The organism is Brevibacillus sp. AG (assembly GCF_028369215.1).
GTDB classification, from domain to species: Bacteria; Bacillota; Bacilli; order Brevibacillales; family Brevibacillaceae; genus Brevibacillus; species Brevibacillus porteri.
Genome location: NZ_JAQMYO010000002.1, coordinates 432755 through 454285, shown reverse-complemented (window position 1 = coordinate 454285; position 21531 = coordinate 432755). Strand labels below are relative to the sequence as shown.

At 48.7% G+C, this 21531-nt stretch carries 20 protein-coding genes and 1 pseudogene; 10 read left to right on the top strand and 11 right to left on the bottom strand.

The features are described from left to right. Window positions 1-34 precede the first annotated feature (34 nt). Window positions 35-325 (bottom strand): DNA primase, encoded by a 291-nt coding sequence (locus tag POF51_RS07190; protein ID WP_069849424.1) that lies wholly within the window; start codon window positions 323-325, stop codon window positions 35-37. A 279-nt stretch (window positions 326-604) separates the two neighbouring features. On the opposite strand from POF51_RS07190, the gene pdaA reads away from it, so the two are divergent. Then, window positions 605-1390 carry a delta-lactam-biosynthetic de-N-acetylase gene (gene pdaA, locus POF51_RS07185; protein WP_069849427.1) on the top strand — a complete coding sequence of 262 codons (786 nt, stop codon included), beginning with the start codon at window positions 605-607 and terminating at the stop codon, window positions 1388-1390. Between the two features lie 70 nt (window positions 1391-1460). Here the strand turns inward: pdaA and aspA are convergent, their stop codons facing one another. Further along, complete coding sequence (gene aspA, locus POF51_RS07180) at window positions 1461-2885, bottom strand: aspartate ammonia-lyase (protein ID WP_017249427.1); 1425 nt, start codon at window positions 2883-2885, stop codon at window positions 1461-1463. A gap of 159 nt (window positions 2886-3044) precedes the next feature. Here aspA and POF51_RS07175 point away from each other — a divergent pair, with 159 nt between their 5' ends. Together POF51_RS07175 and POF51_RS07170 are read left to right on the top strand one after the other, a co-directional pair. Then, window positions 3045-3554, top strand: a complete 510-nt coding sequence (locus POF51_RS07175) for a Gmad2 immunoglobulin-like domain-containing protein (protein WP_069849429.1) — start codon at window positions 3045-3047, stop codon at window positions 3552-3554. A 361-nt stretch (window positions 3555-3915) separates the two neighbouring features. Then, window positions 3916-4662: a YwaF family protein gene (locus POF51_RS07170; RefSeq protein ID WP_069849431.1), complete on the top strand. Its 747-nt coding sequence runs from the start codon at window positions 3916-3918 to the stop codon at window positions 4660-4662. Between the two features lies 1 nt (window position 4663). Here the strand turns inward: POF51_RS07170 and POF51_RS07165 are convergent, their stop codons facing one another. After that, window positions 4664-5542 carry a LysR family transcriptional regulator gene (locus tag POF51_RS07165; RefSeq protein ID WP_069849433.1) on the bottom strand — a complete coding sequence of 293 codons (879 nt, stop codon included), beginning with the start codon at window positions 5540-5542 and terminating at the stop codon, window positions 4664-4666. A 145-nt stretch (window positions 5543-5687) separates the two neighbouring features. Here POF51_RS07165 and POF51_RS07160 point away from each other — a divergent pair, with 145 nt between their 5' ends. Both POF51_RS07160 and POF51_RS07155 read left to right on the top strand, forming a co-directional pair. Then, the gene (locus tag POF51_RS07160) at window positions 5688-6584 is read left to right on the top strand and encodes a DMT family transporter (RefSeq protein ID WP_069849435.1); all 897 of its coding nucleotides are present in this window, start codon (window positions 5688-5690) and stop codon (window positions 6582-6584) included. A gap of 124 nt (window positions 6585-6708) precedes the next feature. After that, the gene (locus POF51_RS07155) at window positions 6709-7188 is read left to right on the top strand and encodes an SRPBCC family protein (protein ID WP_069849437.1); all 480 of its coding nucleotides are present in this window, start codon (window positions 6709-6711) and stop codon (window positions 7186-7188) included. A gap of 81 nt (window positions 7189-7269) precedes the next feature. Here the strand turns inward: POF51_RS07155 and POF51_RS07150 are convergent, their stop codons facing one another. Next, window positions 7270-8868 (bottom strand): amidohydrolase, encoded by a 1599-nt coding sequence (locus tag POF51_RS07150; protein WP_069849439.1) that lies wholly within the window; start codon window positions 8866-8868, stop codon window positions 7270-7272. Window positions 8869-9088: 220 nt separating this feature from the next. Between POF51_RS07150 and POF51_RS07145 the strand changes: the two genes are divergently transcribed. Next, window positions 9089-10405, top strand: coding sequence for an MFS transporter (locus POF51_RS07145; RefSeq protein ID WP_069849441.1), 1317 nt, complete (start codon window positions 9089-9091; stop codon window positions 10403-10405). 59 nt (window positions 10406-10464) lie between these two features. Here POF51_RS07145 and POF51_RS07140 read toward each other — a convergent pair whose 3' ends face one another. The 3 genes from POF51_RS07140 to POF51_RS07130 all read right to left on the bottom strand — a co-directional run bounded on the left by POF51_RS07140 (window position 10465) and on the right by POF51_RS07130 (window position 14610). Continuing rightward, window positions 10465-12201, bottom strand: a complete 1737-nt coding sequence (locus POF51_RS07140; RefSeq protein WP_069849704.1) for an ABC transporter ATP-binding protein — start codon at window positions 12199-12201, stop codon at window positions 10465-10467. Next, window positions 12170-14008 (bottom strand): ABC transporter ATP-binding protein, encoded by a 1839-nt coding sequence (locus tag POF51_RS07135; RefSeq protein ID WP_069849702.1) that lies wholly within the window; start codon window positions 14006-14008, stop codon window positions 12170-12172. Before POF51_RS07135 ends, POF51_RS07140 begins: the two co-directional genes overlap by 32 nt. 320 nt (window positions 14009-14328) lie before the next feature. Further along, complete coding sequence (locus POF51_RS07130; protein WP_007728325.1) at window positions 14329-14610, bottom strand: hypothetical protein; 282 nt, start codon at window positions 14608-14610, stop codon at window positions 14329-14331. A 536-nt stretch (window positions 14611-15146) separates the two neighbouring features. On the opposite strand from POF51_RS07130, the gene POF51_RS07125 reads away from it, so the two are divergent. Both POF51_RS07125 and POF51_RS07120 read left to right on the top strand, forming a co-directional pair. Next, window positions 15147-16409 (top strand): DNA polymerase IV, encoded by a 1263-nt coding sequence (locus POF51_RS07125; RefSeq protein ID WP_170831606.1) that lies wholly within the window; start codon window positions 15147-15149, stop codon window positions 16407-16409. Next, window positions 16406-16882 carry a hypothetical protein gene (locus POF51_RS07120; RefSeq protein WP_069849443.1) on the top strand — a complete coding sequence of 159 codons (477 nt, stop codon included), beginning with the start codon at window positions 16406-16408 and terminating at the stop codon, window positions 16880-16882. The genes POF51_RS07125 and POF51_RS07120 overlap by 4 nt, the downstream gene beginning before the upstream one ends. Before the next feature lie 332 nt (window positions 16883-17214). Here the strand turns inward: POF51_RS07120 and POF51_RS07115 are convergent, their stop codons facing one another. The 3 genes and pseudogenes from POF51_RS07115 to POF51_RS07110 form a co-directional block, all read right to left on the bottom strand. After that, window positions 17215-17667, bottom strand: coding sequence for a hypothetical protein (locus POF51_RS07115; RefSeq protein WP_069849445.1), 453 nt, complete (start codon window positions 17665-17667; stop codon window positions 17215-17217). A gap of 189 nt (window positions 17668-17856) precedes the next feature. Continuing rightward, window positions 17857-17937: pseudogene (locus POF51_RS32095) on the bottom strand (hypothetical protein); the annotation flags it as partial. Window positions 17938-18081: 144 nt separating this feature from the next. After that, window positions 18082-18951, bottom strand: a complete 870-nt coding sequence (locus POF51_RS07110) for an AraC family transcriptional regulator (protein ID WP_069849449.1) — start codon at window positions 18949-18951, stop codon at window positions 18082-18084. 121 nt (window positions 18952-19072) lie between these two features. On the opposite strand from POF51_RS07110, the gene POF51_RS07105 reads away from it, so the two are divergent. Together POF51_RS07105 and POF51_RS07100 are read left to right on the top strand one after the other, a co-directional pair. Next, window positions 19073-19435, top strand: a complete 363-nt coding sequence (locus tag POF51_RS07105; RefSeq protein WP_069849451.1) for a VOC family protein — start codon at window positions 19073-19075, stop codon at window positions 19433-19435. 20 nt (window positions 19436-19455) lie between these two features. After that, window positions 19456-19965 (top strand): GNAT family N-acetyltransferase, encoded by a 510-nt coding sequence (locus POF51_RS07100; RefSeq protein ID WP_017249443.1) that lies wholly within the window; start codon window positions 19456-19458, stop codon window positions 19963-19965. Here POF51_RS07100 and POF51_RS07095 read toward each other — a convergent pair. After that, the gene (locus POF51_RS07095) at window positions 19937-21436 is read right to left on the bottom strand and encodes a hypothetical protein (RefSeq protein WP_069849453.1); all 1500 of its coding nucleotides are present in this window, start codon (window positions 21434-21436) and stop codon (window positions 19937-19939) included. The genes POF51_RS07100 and POF51_RS07095 overlap by 29 nt on opposite strands. Between the last annotated feature and the right edge of the window lie 95 nt (window positions 21437-21531).

Here is a 21531-nt window from a genome sequence, read left to right as displayed (position 1 = left end):
TGTACGCGTATCTTTTTTCAACAAATACAAACGATTAGTCGTCGTCATCTTCGTCGTCATCTTCGTCGTCATCTTCTTCTTCGTCATCGGATTCCTCGTCTTCAGATTCCTCGTCTTCGGATTCCTCGTCTTCGGATTCTTCGTCTTCGGATTCTTCATCTTCGGATTCTTCGTCTTCGGATTCTTCGTCTTCGTCTTCATCTTCTTCATCATTACTGCCGAAGTACAATTTTTTCGTGGTACCATCTTCGTATTCGATTTTTACTTCCAATTCTTCTGCACCTTCACCGATGGCATCACGTAATTGCTCCAACCATTCTTCCATGTTAACCACACCTCCTGGCTATAGATGATTACTTGGTAGCATTTGCCAACAGTTTTCTGTCGACTTTGATACTATATGACGAGTTCCTTTTTCTTGTATGGACAGTTGTCTCCCTATCCAGAGAAGATTTTTACACAACTTGGAATACCACTTCACTTGCCCTTCTACCTAGCCGCTGTTGCAGATGTACGTTTACATATTTGGAAGTAGACTGGACAAACTTTTGATGGAATCGCCTTAAACACATCATGACTTCGCTACAGAAGGGAGAGCTCCTTATTGAAAAGACGATGGATCAAAAGCTTGTTGATCGGGATTAGCTTGTTGCTTACAAGTGCCTTGCCAGTTGACTCGATTATGGCCTCACCAGATCACCCGTACCATTTTGGATTTAAAAAGAGCAAGAATGGTCAGTTACCCTCTATTAACGAGGAAGGCTTTAAAGGCATTGTGGATCGTCACGGTGCGGTTTTTTTAGGGGATACCACGAAAAAAGAGCTTTACTTGACGTTTGATAACGGTTATGAAAACGGCTTTACACCAAAGATTTTAGATACACTTGTCGCGAAAAAAGTCCCTGCCATTTTCTTTGTGACAGGGCACTTTGTGAAGGAACAGCCCGAGTTGTTAAAGCGAATGGCGCAAGAGGGACATCTGATCGGCAACCATTCCTGGAGCCATCCCGATATGACAACCGTATCGAATCAGAAAATCAAAGACGAACTGACGAAAGTAAGCGATGCAGTCCAGCATGTGACCGGACAAGCTAACATGCGTTACTTGCGACCTCCTAGAGGAATTTTCAGCGATCGCACACTTGCTGTAACCAAAGATATGGGCTATACCAATGTTTTTTGGTCGGTCGCCTATAAAGATTGGGATACCAAAGTCCAGCGGGGGGCAAAATATGCCTATGATAGCGTGATGGCTCAATTGCATCCTGGCGCTGTCATTCTGCTCCATTCTGTCTCCAAAGACAATGCAGAGGCACTCGGGATGATGATCGATGAAGCACGCAAGCAAGGCTATGAATTCAAGAGCTTGGAGCAGCTTCCGAAAAAGTAGTGCAAGCCCTTCCTTTTGCAAGCAAAAACTCCCGCTGCTTCGCATGTGCAAAGCGCGGGAGTTTTTTGGTTTAGTCGCGATCCAGCAAGGATGCTCCAGCAATACCTGGATGAGTCATTTCAAATGGATCGAGAATCAGATCCAGCTCCTCTTCTGTCAGTACATTGTGTTGCAAGCACAGCTCACGTACAGACTTTCCTGTCAAAATGGCTTCGCGGGCAATGCGTGCAGCAGTCTCATATCCGAGATGAGGATTCACCGCAGTGATGACGCCTACGCTTTTTTCGACGTATTCTTTCATGCGCTCGCGGTTTGCTTCGATTCCTTCCAAGCAGTGACGCGTAAAGACATCGAATGCATTGTCCATAATGCTGATCGATTGCAGCAAGTTGAAGACAAGCACAGGCTCCATAACGTTCAATTCTAGCTGACCTGCCTCGGAAGCCAAACAAATCGTATGGTCATTTCCGATGACCTGAAACGCTACTTGGTTGATGAGTTCTGCCATGACAGGATTGACTTTTCCTGGCATAATCGAGGAGCCTGGCTGACGTGCTGGCAAGGAGATTTCTCCCAGTCCAGCTCGAGGTCCTGATGCCATCAAACGCAAGTCATTTGCGATTTTAGACATATTCATCATACAAACTTTCAGTGCTGCTGATACTTCTGTGTACGCATCTGTGTTTTGTGTCGCATCCACGAGATGCTCCGCACCTGTCAGCGGGAAGCCTGTGATATCGGCAAGATGCTTGACTACTGTTGTAATGTAACGAGGGTCAGCATTCAAACCCGTTCCTACCGCAGTCGCTCCCATATTCACTTCGTACAAATGCTGACGAGATTGCTTGATACGCTTGATGTCGCGCTCAAGCACTCGACGGTATGCTTCGAATTCTTGGCCCAAGCGAATCGGAACCGCATCCTGCAAATGCGTTCTGCCCATTTTAATGACATCATCGAATTCTTTTGCTTTTTGGCCAAATGCATCATGCATCTTATCCATCGTCACGAGCAGCTTTTCCAACAGAGTAAGTGTTGAAATATGAATCGCTGTCGGGAAAGCATCATTAGTAGACTGAGACATGTTGACATGTGTATTTGGGCTGAGGTGGAAATAATCTCCTTTTTTCTCACCTAGCATCTCAAGACCGCGGTTCGCGATCACTTCGTTGGCATTCATATTGATCGAAGTACCTGCTCCACCCTGGATCGGATCGACGATAAATTGATCATGCCATTTTCCTTGCATGATTTCTTCCGCCGCAGCGACAATTGCATTTCCTAGCCGCGGATTCAATCTGGAAACTTCCATATTTGCCATCGCAGCTGCTTTTTTTACCATTGCCATTGCATTGATGAGGGAAAAATGAAGACGATACCCGGTGATTGGGAAGTTTTCCGTTGCTCGCATCGTTTGCACGCCATAATAAGCATCTACTGGAATTTGCTTCTCGCCAAGAAAGTCTTTTTCCACTCGAAACGTCTGTTGTTCCATTCTTATCAGACCAGCCTTCTAGGAATAATGGTTGCTACTTCCTCTCCATTCTACCACAGTTTGATGCAGGAAGACTCATCCACCTGAAACACTATTATTTGTTTTTACGTCTTACTATTTGTAGGTACCATTTCATACCAGACAGAATCGAGGGATACCATGAAAAAACTGCTTTTGCTGCTGTTGACGATCGGCTTGCTGCAAGGATGCACGAGTGGCACAGATAGCCCTTCCACTCCAACAGAACAACAGAAGCCACCCGTTGCAGCCGAACCCGAGACACCTGCTTCTGAGCCACCCGCAACCACGCAACCACCTACAACGCCTGAGAAGCCACCAACGGAACAACCAACTCAACAAGAGGCTGTCTATGCCAATGACATTTTCCGCAATGTCACTGTGAAGAAAACCGCCCAAGACACGTTTGAAATCAAAGGACAGGCGAGCGTGTTCGAAGCAGTACTCAATTATGTCGTAGAAGATGGGCATAACGAGCTGACACAAGGTTCCGTGCAGGCTACGACCGCTGCTCCTGATTGGGGAGATTTTACCCATACACTGAAAGTGAAAAAAGCGGAGCCGAACAGCACACTGACACTGATCTTGTTTGAAACAAGCATGAAAGACGGTAGCCGAAGAATGGAACTCATCATTCCGCTCCCGGAATAAGGCCTGCAAAAAAATCAGACCCTCTCTATGAAAGAGAGGGCCTGATTGAAAGGGTCTATTATTAGATAGCAGTAGACAGTCAGTTGCCGTATGCCTTGCTGTTACTTTTACTCGCTTTTTTCTTCCTTGAAGCATTCCATGCAGAGCGCACCATTGTTCTCGATTTCATACTCGGTCAAGCGAACCTGGCAAGACTTGCATTGTTTTTCCGTGAGCACTAAGTTCAAGACTATAACTCCTCTCAATGATGTAACGTAGTCTATTTATATTATAACCAAAGATTTATATCAGACAAATAGCTATCTGTTAAAATTTCGTGAATTTTCAAATATAAAAAATAATAAACAAAGAGGAGATCATTATGACCTCACCCTATTTTTCACTTTTTCTGACAGGTGAGCCGTTTCGGCTGTTTTCTACTTCTCACGTTATCACCTTGATTCTAGTACTCTGTCTGGTCGTGTTCACCTATTTATTTCGGCAAAAGCTCCAAGTCCCGACAAATCGACTCGCCACACGTTACGTACTTGCGGGTGTCTTGCTCTTGTCAGAGGTTTGTTATCAGCTTTGGCATGTTTATACCGAGAGCTGGACGGCTGCTTACACATTGCCCTTGCAGCTGTGTAGCGTGACCCTCCTCCTTTCTGCCATGATGCTGATGACGAGAAGTTACGGGCTGTATGAGATTACGTTTTTTGCAGGAATTGGCGGAGCCATGCAGGCACTGCTTACCCCCGAGTTGTTTTATCCATTTCCGCATTTTCGCTTTGTGCATTTTTTTGTAGCCCACGCGGGAATCGTCCTTGCTTGCCTATACATGACGTGGATAGAAGGCTACCGTCCGACTGTCCGTTCGATTGGGAAAACGATGGGCTTTTTAAACCTGCTTTTGCTCGTCGCACTTTTCGTCAACCATTGGACCGGCGGAAATTACTTATTTGTCTCGCGCAAACCGGACAATCCCAGTCTGATCGACTTTTTGGGCCGGTATCCGTGGTACATCGTATCGTTGGAAGGAGTAGCTCTCGTGTTGTTTTTCTTGTTGTACCTGCCCTTTATCCGAAAGCAGCCGTTGGCGAAGGAAGTCAGGAGCGATTTGTCTGTCTGAATTACGCCTGCTGCTCGTTTACCCATTCGGTAACAAATTGCAAGAAGCGTTTGGCAGCCGGTGACTGCTTGGAAAAAGAGGTTGCTGCCACCCCGAGCGAACGGTAATGCTCCCCTTCAAGCGGGATCATCCGGATATTTGCAGGCAAGCGGAACAAAATCATTTCCGGAAGGATACTGATCCCGAGCCCATTTTGCACCATGGCAATAATCGCATGATCATCTCCTACTTCATATTTGATTCGCGGCTCGATCTGATACTGGGCCAGCAAGCGCTGTATATCATTGTCACAGCCCGTCTTCGGCATGATAAATGTCTCTTCGGCCAATCGGCTCACATGCACCCGCTCCTCTTTGTAGAGCGGGTGTTCCTCTGTCACCAATAAATACATCTGATCCTTTTTCAAAGGAATACATTCCAAATCCTCTGTTGTCGGCAAGGAGACGAAGCCGAAATCAATCTCTCCGGTTTGAATCCAGCTCTCAATTCCATCGTAATACCCTTCCATCAGCTTAATCTCGATCGCCGGATATTGATCTTGAAACCGTTTGAGAATACCGGGAAGCCATTGCGTGGATACACTCGTAAACGTTCCAATTCTCACCGTCCCGACCTCCAACCCATTGATGGCAAACACCTCTTGTTTCATCCGCTCATGACAGCGCAAGGTCTCGCGCATGTAGGGAAGCAGTCGCTCCCCATTACTCGTGAGGCTAATACCTGACCGTCCTCTGGTCAAAAGTGAAAACCCAAATTCCCGCTCCAGACTCGCAATCGCATGACTGATCGCTGATTGTGTCAGACCTAGTATTTCTCCAGCTTTGGTTAAGCTCCCCGACTCAATAACGGTGATCACTACCTCAAACTTGTTCAAGCTCACCCTTCTTCGTCCCCTTTACATGAATCCGATTCATGAAAATCATCACAAACATTCATTTTTCTTATTTAAACGATACTCGTATACTGTTTATGGCGCAACACTGATTAGGACCCGCTTTTTCCCGGGCAAGGAGGCTTATCCCAACATGAAACCGCAAGTGAAAGCCGATTTGGCTATGATTTTGGTCACCCTGTTTTGGGGAACCTCGTATGTGTTTATGCAAATGGGATTGAAGGATTTGGAGACTTTCAATCTGATCGGTGTCCGCTTTGGCATTGCTTTTATACTGGCAGCTGCCTTGTTCCATAAACGCTTGCGTAGCACGAATCTAAAAACATTGCTCCATGCATTCGTACTCGGTGCGCTCCTTTTCGGGGTTTTTGCCACCATCACGAACGGAGTGAAATCAACGACAGCTTCCCAGGCAGGCTTTCTCGTTAGCTTGACCGTTATCTTTGTTCCGCTCTTATCTATTCTTTTGAGAAACCGTCCCGAAAAAAGAGTCTTTGTCGGCGCTGGACTGGCCATGATCGGCATCGGCCTGCTCACACTAAGCGCTGAATTTCGCATCAGCCAAGGAGATCTGCTGTGCATCGCTGGTGCTCTCTTTTACGCTACACATATTACCGTAACAGGCCGATGGGCCAATCAATCGGATACGATCCAGTTGGGGATTTATCAGCTTGGTTTTACGGCACTGTTGGGCATTGTTTTTTCTTTTGCGTTGGAGACTCCCACATTGCCGCAGACGACAGAGGCTTGGATCGCCGTGCTCGCCCTTAGCGTATTGTGCAGTGCAATTGGCTTTGTCGTTCAAACGGTGGCCCAAAAATATACGACCCCCACGCACACGGGTGTTATTTTTTCCTTGGAGCCAGTCTTCGCTGCCCTGTTTGCCTTCTTGGTTACAGGCGAAACACTTTCTGTTCGCGGGTACATAGGTGCAGGTCTCGTTTTGATCAGTGTGCTGATTGCGGAAATCGATGTGAAGAGCTTGCTGCGCGGAAAGCAGCTGACAAAAAACCCGACTCACTCATCCTGAGCCGGGTTTTGCGTATGGGTTATGCAAGAGAGCAATCCGAAAGAAATCCAAACCTAATTTATTTGCTATGATTGAAAAAATGAGTGTATCCATGGCGAAGCTACTTAAGTATGGAGGGATGGATATGAACCAAAACAACGAATCAAACAAAATCGCAACGCAAGCAGGCGACTGCGAGATTGTGATCACCCGTGTATTTGATGCTCCACGCGATCTTGTGTTTGATGCTTGGACGAAAGAGGAGAACCTGTCGAAATGGTGGGGGCCTCGAGGTTTTACGACGACTTCTCAGAAGTTTGATTTAAAACCGGGCGGTACATGGCAGTTTGTCATGCACGGTCCTGATGGCGTTGATTTTCCCAACACCAACGTCTTTGTCGAGGTCGTTCAACTCGAGCGAATCGTCTTCAAACATACTGTGTTTCCGCATTTTTTTGCGACAGCCATCTTTGAGGATCTGGATGGCAAGACCAAACTGACTTATCGCACCGTTTTTGAAGAAACTGCCGCTGTATTCGATAAGGTGAAAACATATGCCGTCCCAGGTGCCGAACAGACCATGGATCGTCTTGAAGAGCATCTGTCAAGTATGTCTGCAAAGTAGATCGTTCCATAAAACAGCGGCAATCCAGGACTTTACTTTCTTGTCCAGGGCAGCCGCTGCTCTGATTTTCGGGTTATGTTTTCAAGACGTGTAGCAAACTGTTCCGCCAATGATGGTCATCATGACCTTTGTCGAAAACAGCTCGTCTGGATCGATGGCAAACAGGTCTTTGGAATAGACGGTCATATCCGCGTATTTTCCACGAGACAGCGTACCTTTGACATGATCTTCGTTCGTCACCTGTGCACTGCCCAATGTAAACAGATGAATCGCTTCCTCCATCGTCAGTTTTTCTTGCGGGAAGTACCCATCGTGTGTTTCCCCTGGTGCTTTGCGCGTGACCGCTGCGTGTATCCCCAACAGAGGATCGATTGGCTCTACCGGTGTATCCGAGCCCGCAGCGCAAATGATTCCGTAATCCATCATCGTTTTCCAGATGTACGAGTGTTGAATCCGCTCCTGCCCAACGCGATCCATCACCCAAGGGAAGTCTCCTGCAAGAAAACGCGGTTGGATATCTGCGATCCGATGCGGATGCTTCAAGCGGTCCAGCAGGTCCGGCCGCAAGATTTGTGTGTGTATGAGGCGGTCTCGATAGGCGACTGCCGGGAACTGATCCAAGCTGTCCAGCACCATTTCCAGTGCTTTGTCGCCAATGGTGTGTACGGCAATAGGCATCCCCAGTTCACGTGCTTGGCGAACCAGCTCTGTCAGCTCGTCTTGCTCATGCACAGGATAACCGCTGGTACTCGGATCATCAGCGTACGGAGCTGACAGGTAAGCCGTCCTGCGTCCTAATGCCCCATCTGCAAAAATTTTCACCGCACCGATTTGCACATGAGCGTTTCCATAACCTGCCGTCATGTTTAAGTCGCGCAGCTCATGCATATGCGGATAGAAGACCAGCAGGTTGCTGCGCAGCGCAAGCTCTTCGCCATTGATGAGCTCATCATAGAGCCGATACGTTTGCGCAAGTCCGCCCAATTCACGCAAATCCTCCGTATGTGCCCCTGTCAATCCATGCGCCATTGCATAGCGAATCGAGCTGCGCAGGCTTTGCTTCAACTGATCGTAGTCAGGTCTTGGAATATGCTTCGTAATCAGGTTGGAGGCAGTTTCTAATAGCATACCCGTTGGCTTTCCGCTCACAGGATCATGTACAATGACTCCCCCCGCAGGCACCTCCATGTCTCGATGATAGCCACATAGCTCCAATGCCTTGCTGTTGACCAGATTCGCATGTCCACATATTCGTGCCAGAAGAATCGGGCAATGCGGTGCAGCTTGATCAAGCTCTTCAATGGTAGGAATGCCGCCCCCATCCGCGAACAAATTCTCATCCCAGCCGTAGCCTTGTATCCACGTATTTTCAGATGTGGCTTGCGCTTTTTCTTTTAAGAGAAACAGCATCTCGTCCTTAGAGCGAGCTTTGCTCAAATCCAGCTGCAAAAAGGTGAGACCGAGCCATCCCAAGTGCAGGTGGCTGTCAATCAATCCCGGGGTAGCGGTACATCCTTGCAAATCAACGACCGTTGCATCACTGCCTCCGTATTGAAGAAGCATGTCCGCATCGCTGCCCAAGTCATGGACAATTCCATCCCGAACGACCAGTGCTTGTACGAACAAATGCTTGGAATCTCCTGTGTAAATGCGTCCATTTCTGAAAATGGTTGTCGCCATCTCGTGACCTCTTTTCTGTTCGCTTCTGTATTTTCGTATGCCTATCCTCTCTTAATTTGTTTGCTGCTAGTCGTTTTCCTCCCTGAAATGAAATAACGTTCGAAAAATTGCGATCTTCGCTTTTCATTTGGGAAAACATGGTGCTTACTCACTTTCCTGTTGAAAGCAGCAGCGGTAGGGCACGTTATGTTCATGTCCTATTTTTGCGCGGAGGGAACGTATGCACCAAAAAACAAAAAACCGCCTTCCATCCTTCCTTCAAATACAGGAGTCCACTGGTCTGAAAATGTCGCGCCACGAGCCTTCTCATCAAAAGCCATCAGGTCGGCTGGACAATCAAGCCAAGCTGCTGCTCCTGGTCAACGCTGTATTCATTGCCGCTGGCGCCCTTTCTGGCACGTTTGTAAACGTCTATTTGTGGAAGGTAAAAAGTCAGTTTGCACCGATCGCTTGGTTTACTTTTGCCGCCCACCTCGCGGGTGCTCTTACCTTCTGGCTTGCTGGCTGGTATGTTAAGCATTTGAACAAAATGAATATCCTGCGTGCCGGAATGGCGGTTTCTGCCCTTTTTTATTTGCTCGTTCTTCTGGCGGGTCCAAAAGCTGTCTCTTATGCCGTACCGCTTGGGCTCGTTCAAGGTATGGCGAGTGGCTTTTTCTGGCTTTCTTTTAATGTGGTGTACTTCGAAATCACGAATGCCGATAACCGCGACCTTTTCAACGGTTGGGCAGGGTTGCTTGCTTCCATTGGCGGCATGCTCGCTCCATGGATATCAGGGTTGCTCATTACGCGGCTCCCGGGAAATAGCGGCTACTCCCTTATTTTCGGGATCTCGCTTGCGCTATTTGTCGTCGGCGTGTTCATCAGCTTTTTTTTGAAAAAACGTCAATCGGAAGGGACGTATTCTTGGAGCTTTTCCTTCCGTTGCTTGCGAGAGGAGCCCGAGTGGCGCTGGGCGGCAGGCGCTTTAGCTGGTCAAGGACTGCGTGAAGGTGTATTCGGTTTTGTGATCGGTCTACTCGTCTACATTTCCACGAGAAGCGAGATGACTCTCGGCAACTACTGGTTGACTACATCTGCCGTCGGGCTTGTGAGCTACTTCTTGATCGCCAAATGGTTCGCTCCGCGCTATCGCAAGTGGGGAATGCTCACTGGTACTGTCATCATGTGGGGGATTCTGTTCGTATTTTTTTGGCAGGTGAGCTTTACGACACTGCTTATTTTCGGGATTGCCGTGTCCATCGCTTATCCGCTGTATTCTGTACCCATGCTCTCCACGATTTTTGATCTGATTGGCACGAACGAAGAGAGCGCACGCAATCGGGTCGAGTATGTCGTGCTCCGAGAGTTCGCTCTGGACGTTGGTCGGCTGGTGGGGATTCTGATCTTTCTGCTGGTAACCTCCTTGAGCGTCTCTTCTCTTACGCTGAACTGGTTGATTCTGTGCATCGGAATCGGCCCACTCATCGCATGGGCGTGCATGACCAAGCTATTCCGTCACGTCCCTGCGACTAAAAAAGCAGACAACGAAACGTAAGCGTGCGCCCATGACAAAACCCGCTTCGGCTGACTTGCCTAGCGGGTTTTGTCACCGATTTATGAAGACAGTCTCCAGCCGCCTGTCGTTTGCTGCAGCTTCCATAGCCGCGCATACAAACCGTTTTTCTTCACAAGCTCATCATGCTGTCCCTGTTCGATGACCGTGCCATTTTCCAACACGTAGATGTTGTCAGCATTACGGATGGTTTTCAGGCGATGAGCAATGGCAATAACCGTTCTTCCCTCGATAAGCGTATCGATCGCTTTCTGAATTTGCGCCTCATTTTCGGGGTCGAGTGAGGCTGTTGCTTCATCCAAGAGAATGATCGGCGCATTTTTCAGGATCGCTCGAGCAATGGAAATGCGCTGTTTCTCGCCGCCTGATAGCGTGCTCCCCCCTTCCCCTACGAGCGTATCGTAGCCATTGGGTAGCTGCATGATGAAATCATGGCAGCACGCTTGTTTGGCCGCCTCCTCGACCTCCGCTTGTGTCGCATCCCTTTTTCCGAAGCGAATGTTGTTTGCAATCGTGTCCTGGAATAAATACACGTCCTGGAACACCATTGACACGCGGGAGAGAAGTGCCTCCGGGTCCATGTCGACAAGTGGTTGATTGCCCAGCTGAACACTGCCTTGCGACGGGTCATAAAATCTGGCAATCAGCCGCATCACGGTGCTTTTTCCACTGCCGGATGGCCCGACCAACGCTGTAAACGAACCGACTGGCATATGCATGCTCACGTTGTTCAGGACGTTCTTTTCGATATAGCCAAAAGAGACGCCTGCAAGCTTCACGTCGTTTTCCGAAGGTGGTTGCTGCTTGCCTGTCATGATCGGCTCCGACAGCAACTGGACAATCCGCTCCCCCGCCTGTTCGTGGTAACGGAATTCTGCATAGTTGACGAGTGCAGCTGTCAACGGATCAAAGATACGTGTCCCAACCAGCAGGAACATGACAAACGTGATCAGATCTATGCTACCTGCTACGAGCAAATACACGCCGACCATGACCATGAGTGTGAGGCCCGCCCGAATAAAAGCGATGGCGGCGAGCACAATCGGTCCCAGTAAGCCTTCGATTCGTATGCTCTGCCGCATGAATTCGCGAAAGGATTGCTCCAGCCGTACAAAGCGCTCGCCAGTCAAATTGTACGCCTTGATGACGCGAATGCCGTTCAAATATTCCTGCAAGCGATTGGCGGCGTCAATTTTGGCACGCATATGCCTCGCTCCGAGCCTGCGTTGTAGTCCAGATGTCATCAGCACCAAGAGAATCGCTATGGGAAACGCAGCAAACAAGGCCAGTGCCATGCGCCAATCCGCGAAAGAAAGACCTACGATCGCCATGACAGGCATGATGATCGCCCCCAACATTTGCGGTACGAGATGGGAAATCCCGTGCTCCACCATCGTAAAATCTCCCATCATCATATTGGCCAAATCCCCTGGGTCTCTTTTGTTCAAGTAACCGAGTGACAGCTTGCGAAGGTGCTCTGCGAGCTTGGTTCGCCCTTCAGCAGCCGTGCTGTAGGCACCACGAAACTGTGTACGATACGCTGGAATTTCGCATAGAAACAAAAGGAGCAACGAGACTACCATCCATCCGCATACCCACCAGAGTCGCTCGATGTTCAATGGGGCACCCGGCTGGACAAACGGCTCAAAAATCAATCGGGCACCCTCCACGAGCAAGGCAAACGGCAATATTTGCGCAAGGTTGGCAAGTGTCGTGTACATAACGGGTTTGATCAGCGCCCTTGGTTTACCTGCTGTGATATTGTTCAGCATACTCATCTGCATCCACACTCCCCTTTCCTTCGCCCATTTGCCAGTCCTGCGCATCGGTGTAAGCCTTCCACATCCGGGCGTAGAGCCCATTCGCCTCTATCAATGATTGATGCCTGCCTTGTTCGATCAGTTTCCCTTTTTCCAGCACCAAAATTTGATCTGCATCCCGAATCGTTGACAGGCGATGCGCGATGACAATGACGGTTTTGCCCTTCATCAGCTCTGCCAGCGCCAGTTGCATCTCATACTCATTTTCAGGATCAGCAAAGGCAGTCGCCTCGTCGAGGACAAGAATCGGTGCGTTTTTCAGGATCGCCCGTGCGACCGCCACACGCTGCTCTTCTCCCCCAGACAAGTAGACTCCCCCTTCCCCGATCAGGGTGTCGTAGCCTTGCGGGAGCTTTTGAATAAAATCATGGCATTGGGCTGCCTTCGCCGCTGCATAGACCGCTTCTGGCGTTGCGTCTGGCAATCCAATCGCAATGTTGTTGTAAACCGTGTCGTAAAACAAAAACGTATCCTGAAAGACGAATGCTACGGTGTTCATCAAATCTATGCTCGACAGCTCCCGAACATCTACCTGGCCAATGCGAATCGCTCCCTCCGAAACATCCCAAAATCTCGGAATGAGATTCGCGACCGTAGATTTCCCTGCACCAGATGGTCCGACCAGAGCTGTCACCTGCCCGTGCTTCGCCAAAAAAGAGATGCGAGAAAGTGCCGCTCCTCCTGTTTTCCCCTCTGCTGCATAAGAAAAAGAGACGTTTTCAAATGCGACATCAAAGCTCTGCGGACGCTGGGAGCTAAGCGGTTCGGCAACGGGCTGCTCTGCCAAAATCCGATCCATGCGCTCCACCCCCTCGCCAATGTCACGCAGGGTAGAAGTCAAAAACAAGAGCTTAAACATCGGTGCAGATACACCTGGCGCCATTACGAGGAAAAAGAGCAGAACAGACGCAAACGCAACATTTTGCGGGTCTTTACTCAGCATGAACACCCCTACCGGGAGAATGAAGGCCGCAAATGAACTCAAAATCACCTTGAACACCAAGAATCCGTTTTGAAAATCATCCGTATGCTTGACGCAATAGTCCCGATAGGTGATCATATCCGCATAAAAGCGCCGGAAGGAATGAACCGTCTGCCCAAATACCTTGATCGCCGGCATTCCACGTACATACTGGACGGCAGATCCATTCATCCGTTCTAGCGAATCGTAGTACCTCTTGATATTTTCTTTTGTTTTCGTCCCGGAAAACGTAATGATCTGCACAATCAATCCCAGTATGATCGGCACGACGCAGGCCAGCGCCAGCCAGACGTTCAAGTAAAACATCACGCCAATCATGAGCACCGTTGTCACGACTACATGCACCAAATCCGGAAGCTGATGCGCGACAAACGTCTCGACCTTTTCCACATTTTGCTCCAATGTTTTTTTGACTGCACCGGTAGACGTCCCGTTGAGCCAGCCAAGCGGTAAACGGCCGATATGCGCAGCCAATTTGACTCGCATTCCGTACAAAATGCGAAACGCAGCGATATGAGACACCATCCCGCCTGCATACATCATGACCAGACTTCCCACGAGTCCCAAAAGCGCAATAACTCCCCACCGAATCATGTACGCCCCGTCCGCCATTGTGGGAGACGCTGCATGCGTTAACAGTTCGCGTAAAATAAAGTAGACCGATGCATAAGGCACCAGCATGCATATTGCGCTCAAGGAAGACAATATCGCCGAGACGACGAGCAAGCCGCGCTTCTCATCCGCAATCTCCAGCAAGCGACGCACGCCTTTTTTGGGCTGCATTCCCTCTTTGCTCTCCATTGTCGTCATTCCTGTTCTCCTCTCTCCTGCTTGCTTCTTTTGTCCTATCCCTTATCATAATGTGACCTTCTGCCCTCTACCGCCGATTGCCGGATAGATCTTACCCCTAGCCGGAGCATTCTTTTATTTGGGAACAACAACACGGTCATAACCGTTTTGTTTGACCGCAAGCGGTTGCATCCAGCTTTATGAAAAACGTCGAGATGTTTCGATCCCCCAATGAGAGGGGACGTTTTTCACACAAAAAAACCTTTCCCACTTGGAGGCTAGCTCCCACGGAAAGGTTGCGTTGGTTTTTTCGATTATGGTTGGACTACTTTTTCTTTCGCTTTCGTTACGATGTGGTGACCGAGCGGCAAGCCGCGCTGCTCCAGCTCATCAGCTGTCACAATATGGAGCGTCTCACTTTTACACGGCATGGGCATCAAGCCGCCCAATGGACTCATCACTCTTCCGATCGTGTCTGTCTCAATGAGCACGTACAGGCCTTTTTCCTCCAATTGTTGCATGAATTCTCCCCAACGCTTGGAAGTAATTTGATCGGCGTGCTTGGTGAATATGACACCCATTTCTTGTGCTAGCATGTTAAATCTCCTTTGTTCTATCCGTCAAATATATGCTTCAAAAGATAATCTAACAATACAGGGAAACCTCTCTTCTGGCAAAATCCGTGTAAGCCAAAAAAACACGAAAAACGGTTGTTTTTGACCGCTTTTCGTTTCAGGAATCTCGCATCTTCTTCGCACACACCGTTTCATCGCGGCACGCTGTTTTTTGCAGCTTGCTTTTGAAAAAGAGACCTATTTTTGTCTATTTACTGTGTTATTCTTGTGCACTCCCCATCATGTACCTATTTTCCTTTATTCAGAAATTCGTTGCCAGCTTCACATGCAGCAGTCGGGCAAAAGGAACCCAGTGGACCTCAGAGCCTGCCCGAAGCTTGAGGCGTCGCGCTACTTGGTCAATATGGATGGCCTGGGGGCATTTTTTGCATTCCAATTATTCTCATTGCATCACGAACATACATTCGGTATATAATAAGAATATACGTTCGCATCCATGACGTGTATGGACTTTGCAGTACATCTACGAATCACCAACTTTACAGGAGTGAAATGCCGTGCCTCAAGAGCGAACCATTATGTTAGTTGACGGACAATCATTCTATGCTTCGATTGAAAAAGCGGCCCGGCCAGACTTGAAAGATAAGCCAGTCGCTGTAGCTGATCCCTCTAGAAGATCTGGTATCATTCTGGCTGCTTGCCCCGTCGCCAAATCACGCGGTGTAACAACGGCCGAAAGAGTCGGCGAGGCGCTTGCGAAATGTTCCGATTTGGTCGTAATACGCCCCCGAATGCAAACATATATCACCGTATCCTTGCTTCTTACCGAGATCTTCGAGTCATTTACGGACCAAGTCGAACCTTATTCCATCGATGAACAGTTTCTTGATGTTACAGGTTCTATCAGTTATTTCGGGGCTCCGGAAGAGATTGCTCACCAGATTCAGACACACGTTCTGTTATCAACAGGAGTTTGGACGCGGTGCGGAATTGGACCAACGAAAGTGTTAGCGAAAATGGCTACTGATAATTTTGCTAAAAAAATGCCCGCAGGTATCTTTAAACTTGGTTTCGACAATTTAGAATCTGTATTATGGCCGTTACCGGTACATCAAATGTTTATGGTTGCCTCTCGAATGGCTCGTCATTTTACACGTATGGGTCTTTACACGATTGGCGACATTGCGCGTCTGGAACTGGGTGATTTTAAAAAGCGTATGCGAAAAGAGATGGGCAAGCAAAGTGATATACAGGCGGAATATTATTGGCAAACAGCACGTGGAATAGACCCTAGCCCTGTCGTGGCAAGTATTCGTAATAAATTAAAATCGGTTAGTCACGGCAAGGCGCTCAGAAGCAGCCTTTATCGGAAGATTGAAGATATCGAGGTCATACTGCTGGAATTGGTGGTGGAGGTCTGTCGTCGCAGCAGGAGACTGGGTTACATCGGGCGAGTTGTGTCCGTCGGAGCAACGGAAACAGATGGTCAACATTCGATATTGTCGTTTAATAGACAGGTAACACTTCCACAACCTACATCCCTTTCACATGAAGTCGCAGCAGCAGCTCTCGGAATTTTCCATAAACATTGGAGCGGTATGCCCGTTAACCACCTATCTGTTGCATTGACTGAGTTGACAGACGATAACGTCATTCAGCTTACTTTTTTCGACGACCGGATCAAAGCGTACAGCCTGGAGAGAGCGACTGATGAAATTAAGGATAGATACGGCAGCGCCGCTATTATGAGGGCATCATCATTATTACAGTCCGGAGTAGCCCGTGAGAGGGCAGAACAGATTGGAGGCCATTACAAATGAGCAAACTGGACGGTAATGAACGGTGGAAGTCCAAAATGCTGCTTACTGAGCATCAAGAACAATACGAAAATCGTCACGACACAAAGAACTCCCGTAAACGACCTACAGAAGATGAGTTCAAAATGATCCGAGACTGCATCTTGCTTCCTCACATGTTAAGCATGGTGCAAAAGAGCATCGAAGACATAGAGAACCATTCCAACCTTCTAAAGCAGCTTTATTTGACAGCAGGCCGAGCACTAATGAGCCAAATAAGTGCAGATTTGTACAGTCTGCGCCGCGAATTGTCGAAGCGTAATATTAAAATAATGAGTGATGAACAAGCAGATATGGTAATGTATCACCGTTTTATTTGTAGAGGATACGAGGATCGCTTTGGAATGGTCCGGGATGTTATGCGTTCGGAAATCAGTATTCGCCTGTCAATGTATATCAAAGAATTAGTTAGTCGAATGGGTGCAAACGACTATTAAACCTTGCATATCCGAATTTACCGTCATATAAGTTGGCGATTTTGTTGTTGTTCCCATTTTCATGGTTTTCTTCGTTTTTATCGGAGTGGATTGGGACATCAATGTAACGGCTTTACGTAGTGCTAGAGCGGTCTACCGGAAGCGGACGGTCTTGCCCATTCCCTTGATAAATTTAACAGAAAAAAGCCGACGACTCGGGCCGGCTTAAATGGTTCAAATTAGCTCTGGTCGGCAAACATTACCGTCTTTCGGATGACAGCAGACCTGCCCCCAGAAAGTAACAGGCTCACGCAATCTGAGCAGATGACCAGCCGACAGGTATTGCAGGATCGTCATCTTCTTTCAGGGACATGTGGACAAATACTTCTAAGGTATTGCAGCTGTTGCCAGGCAGCCGCATAGGCTTTGTTTAGCTGTGCTGCCTCCTCCGTCCTACCAGCCTTAATAGCCTCGAGCTGCTTGTTATATAATTCCTTCACTTGCCTGTCGACCTCCGCTACTTTGTCGCAGCCAGTACCGGGGGTCACCAGACCAGGACCCGGGGCTGAGGTCACTGGACCAGGACCGGGGGCTGAGGTCACCGGACCAGGACCGGGGGCTGAGGTCACTGGACCAGGATCGGGGGATGAGGTCACCGGACCGGGACCGGGGGATGAGGTCACTGGACCAGGACCGGGGGATGAGGTCACCGGACCGGGACCGGGCGTCGACGGCGATGCAAACGGCTCGCAGGCGCCCAACGGCAGGAACAGGAGGAGTAGGAACAAGACTAGGTGTTTACGCATCAGGGTTCCCTCCTTAATCGTGGTGTTGCCCTTAGAGTGCCCGAAAAGAGTCCTCAGTAGAGAAAGATTTCTTGGCATTAACGCTTGTCAGATGCTCGTGAGCACAGCAAGCGTAAAATAGCCCCACCTTGTCTTCAAGATGAGGCTAGGGTAATCTTGGTTAGGATTGAACTATGCGGACACGTCAGCGGGATCGACGGCGACGACAATCAGCTTGTTTCGCAGCTCTGGGTTGACCCCTTTCTCGATACTGGCATAAAAGCTCTGCATGTCGATCAAAAACACGATCCGTTATTTAAGCAAACAAACGTTCGCTTTTGTACCTGTCATATGCAAAAAAGTTGGTAATTATTTCTTCCCGGATATGCACACGCTGGTAGGTGTTCCGCAAACGAGAGCGAATGCAATATAGGGTTACTTTTTCACCACAGGAATCCAAATCTCGCTGCGAAAGGTCGGTGATGTTATCTCTTTATTTTCGTTCCACAAAATTTCTGGGCCCTGAGCCGCCTCATATCCAGAGGACACAAACCATTCAGCATAGATGCGACCCCAGATGTCTTGCAGCGTATCAGGGAATGGACCCACTGATTCGAATACGGCCCAGGTAAAAGCAGGAACTTCAAGCACTGCCAGATTGTCTGGACATTCCTTTGTAGTAGCCACCCCGATAAAGTGATCAACCTCACCATATTCCAGCCGACCTTCTGAAAAGTTCGTGGACGCACTGAGCAGTCCAAGTGGTTTGACATCGGATAGAGACTTCAGTTGCTGAATCGTCTCCATATCTAATGAAGCCCACATGGACGCAATCTCTGGATTGACTCCACGATAAATCAGCGGGACTCTTTTTTTCAGACCCACAATGCGAAATGCCTCTTTTTCTTCCATACGGTAGTTCATGGCACTGCCTCCTTTAATGGATAGATGAAAGGTCATTCGCGGATAAGCCTTCAAGGAATGGCCGATGTGTCTGGCTTCTGTCGGAGTGACGCCATGCACATTCTGAAAAGCTCTGGCAAAGGAATCAGCCGATCCGTATCCGTATTTGATCGCAATGTCAATGACCCGCTCGTTGCTGTCCGCAAGCTCAAAAGCTGCAAGCGTAATGCGCCGACGCCGGATGTACTCGGATAACGGAACTCCAGCGAGAAAAGAAAACATCCTTTTGAAGTGATACTCGGAGCAGCAAGCCACACGAGCGATTTCTTTGTAATCAATCTCGCTGGTCAAATTGTCTTCGATGTAGTCCAGAGCCTCATTCAGCTTTGCAAGCAAATCCATGGTAATGACCTCCCTTTCCCCCTCAGAATAGCAGAAGCAAAATCAGGCGATCCGACATTTCGTGCACGATTATGCCGGGTCGACCTTGTGAAAAACACCAATTGAAAGGAGCTCTATCACAATGACTACCACTTCCCCCCTGCTGCCCCAAATCGGAGCCATTTTTGTAGCCGTCAGCGACATCGAACGCGCACGCGACTGGTACTGCCGTCTCTTGGGCATTCCCGCAGACGGTGAGATTATGTTCGGACATATATACTGCATTCCCTTACAGAGCGGACTGACGCTCGTTCTGGACAGCAAAATCTTTCCGAAGCGCATCACAGATGATGCTCCCTTGTTTCATTTCAACACACAGGATATCGAAGCCTCTTATGCATTTCTCAAGGAGAACGGAGTAGAAGTCGTCGTTCCTATCCAGCATGGTCACTGGTTCAACTTCCGCGATCCCGACGGCAATCTGATCATGGTATGCAAATGTTAAGCTGAAAAGGAGATACACGCATGACCATCCACTTACGCCGCACTACACCAGCAGACATTTCATTCGTATGCGAAGTAGAAAATGCGCCAGAGAATACCCCGTTCATTATCCCGTGGAGCGAAGAGCGGCACCACCACGCACTTGGCAACCCGGACATCCTCCATATGATTGCCGAAAAAAAAGAAACAGGCCACCCCGTCGGCTACGTCATCATCGCCGGGCTGACCAATCCTCATCAAAGTATTGAGCTCATGCGTATTACAATCGCAGTGAAGGGCGAAGGCTACGGTCGCAACATCCTGCGTCAGATCAAGCATTGGGCATTCATCGAGCAAAAAGCCCATCGACTCTGGCTGGATGTAAAAGAAACGAACGACCGCGCCCGCACCCTTTACGTATCGGAAGGGTTTCACATAGAGGGCACCTTGCGCGATTGCCTAAAATCAGGCGATACTTACGAATCCTTGATCATTTTATCCATACTGGCATCGGAATATGACGCTAAGGGGCTAGTAGCTCCGGAGTCGTAACATACAGCCATTTGCCGTCGTTGCTAGCTCCCAAAATAGATACATTCGCTGGCAGTCCTTTCACCAGCACAGATTGTTGCTTACGATCAGCATCGAACAGGAAGAGCGACGACACGGACTCCGCTCCTTGTTCAGCTTTTTCCCAATCGATATAAACCAAATGGTGAGTGCCTGGAATCCATATCGCATCTGGTTTCATTTCCTTCAGTTTGACGTCGCCCTTAAACACCCCTGCATTCCAATACATTTGATAGGCGCCATCTGTCGACTGGATATAGCCAGACCAAGCTTCTTTTGGAACAGGTGGATTCCAGCTGATCACCTTGCCTGACTGCCAATCGTAGCGTTGACGAAGCTCCTCAAAGCTTTCTTCCTCTGTTATCATTTCAAACGTCGCGTAGCGTCCATCATCGATAAAACTGACGGGCTGGACTTGCCCATTCATCTCATCTGTTGGAATCCATCCTTTGATTACACCTGGGAGGCGCCGTTCTTTTGCAGTCGCCAGATCGTACACGACCAGATCGAGATCCTTTTTCTGTTCGGTCTTGCCTACTGCCATCAATACATGCTTGCGATCATGGCTAAAGCTGGCTCCATGTACGTATCCATCTACCTTGATACGAGTGGCAAACTCACTTTTCGGTACTTCTGTCCCTTTTGGTGGATGAGCGAAAAAGAAGCCGCGGCGATCTGCCATGAAGTCGCCTGCACCGCTATAGTTGTCAGTCAGCTCCACTGGATAAGCAGTCAGCTCTTTTGTCTGTATGTCATAAATCGAATACAGCATGGGGAAACGTGCATCGCACTCGCAATATTCTGTAAATCGCTCCAACAACACATACCGTTCCTCAGGGTCGATAAATTCCATGGGAGTCCTGACGGCAAAGTCCGTCATTTTTTCTTTCACCTTACCATGGACGGAGACTCGCCAAATCTGAGACGGAGCAAACACCACCGCCGAGAAATCATTCGTATCATCAAACGCGGTTCCCTTTACCGTCTTCGCTCCTGCTACATTTACAACATATTCTGTCCAGCTTCTGTCTTTGGCAAGCGTATCAGGAAGGGTAGCCAGCAATTGCAGTTGACGGTCGTGCACCCAGTGAAACGTAAAAATCGGCTCCACGTAGCCCAAGTCCTCTTTTTTGGTCTCTTCCTGAGCATTTTTGCGGATCGCTGCTTCGACTGTTCCACGGTTCACAGCTTCCTTAAAAAAGAGGGTGTATGCCTGTGGCGCAGGTCCTACGACCGTTCTTCGAGGAGAGCGGAGCTGTGGAGCCTCGTTCAACTGAATAACCACGTCTTCTTTCATCGATACGTAGTCATAAGGCAGTTCCTTTTGCTTCCATTCCTTTGTCGTTTGGCTGGTCGTATGGGAGGGGCCACTCTGAGCAATCCGACTGTCCGTGGAGGTTGCTTGCGCGAAGTCGGATCCTGTCATGATAAGCAATGCAAACACAATGGACATACTCATTCCCCGAATTTTTCGCAAAGACAAAAAACTCGCCTCGCTTCCTAGAAAAATTTACCTTACAGAGGATAGACGTCGATACCCTGCTTAAA

Excerpts from the sequence above, each read along its gene's own strand:
- POF51_RS07190 (WP_069849424.1), bottom strand. The coding sequence starts at position 325 with ATGGAAGAATGGTTGGAGCAATTACGTGATGCCATCGGTGAAGGTGCA.
- aspA (WP_017249427.1), bottom strand. The coding sequence starts at position 2,885 with ATGGAACAACAGACGTTTCGAGTGGAAAAAGACTTTCTTGGCGAGAAG.
- POF51_RS07175 (WP_069849429.1), top strand. The coding sequence starts at position 3,045 with ATGAAAAAACTGCTTTTGCTGCTGTTGACGATCGGCTTGCTGCAAGGA.
- POF51_RS07170 (WP_069849431.1), top strand. The coding sequence starts at position 3,916 with ATGACCTCACCCTATTTTTCACTTTTTCTGACAGGTGAGCCGTTTCGG.
- POF51_RS07160 (WP_069849435.1), top strand. The coding sequence starts at position 5,688 with ATGAAACCGCAAGTGAAAGCCGATTTGGCTATGATTTTGGTCACCCTG.
- POF51_RS07155 (WP_069849437.1), top strand. The coding sequence starts at position 6,709 with ATGAACCAAAACAACGAATCAAACAAAATCGCAACGCAAGCAGGCGAC.
- POF51_RS07150 (WP_069849439.1), bottom strand. The coding sequence starts at position 8,868 with ATGGCGACAACCATTTTCAGAAATGGACGCATTTACACAGGAGATTCC.
- POF51_RS07145 (WP_069849441.1), top strand. The coding sequence starts at position 9,089 with ATGCACCAAAAAACAAAAAACCGCCTTCCATCCTTCCTTCAAATACAG.
- POF51_RS07140 (WP_069849704.1), bottom strand. The coding sequence starts at position 12,201 with ATGAGTATGCTGAACAATATCACAGCAGGTAAACCAAGGGCGCTGATC.
- POF51_RS07135 (WP_069849702.1), bottom strand. The coding sequence starts at position 14,008 with ATGCAGCCCAAAAAAGGCGTGCGTCGCTTGCTGGAGATTGCGGATGAG.
- POF51_RS07130 (WP_007728325.1), bottom strand. The coding sequence starts at position 14,610 with ATGCTAGCACAAGAAATGGGTGTCATATTCACCAAGCACGCCGATCAA.
- POF51_RS07120 (WP_069849443.1), top strand. The coding sequence starts at position 16,406 with ATGAGCAAACTGGACGGTAATGAACGGTGGAAGTCCAAAATGCTGCTT.
- POF51_RS07115 (WP_069849445.1), bottom strand. The coding sequence starts at position 17,667 with ATGCGTAAACACCTAGTCTTGTTCCTACTCCTCCTGTTCCTGCCGTTG.
- POF51_RS07110 (WP_069849449.1), bottom strand. The coding sequence starts at position 18,951 with ATGGATTTGCTTGCAAAGCTGAATGAGGCTCTGGACTACATCGAAGAC.
- POF51_RS07105 (WP_069849451.1), top strand. The coding sequence starts at position 19,073 with ATGACTACCACTTCCCCCCTGCTGCCCCAAATCGGAGCCATTTTTGTA.
- POF51_RS07100 (WP_017249443.1), top strand. The coding sequence starts at position 19,456 with ATGACCATCCACTTACGCCGCACTACACCAGCAGACATTTCATTCGTA.
- POF51_RS07095 (WP_069849453.1), bottom strand. The coding sequence starts at position 21,436 with ATGTCCATTGTGTTTGCATTGCTTATCATGACAGGATCCGACTTCGCG.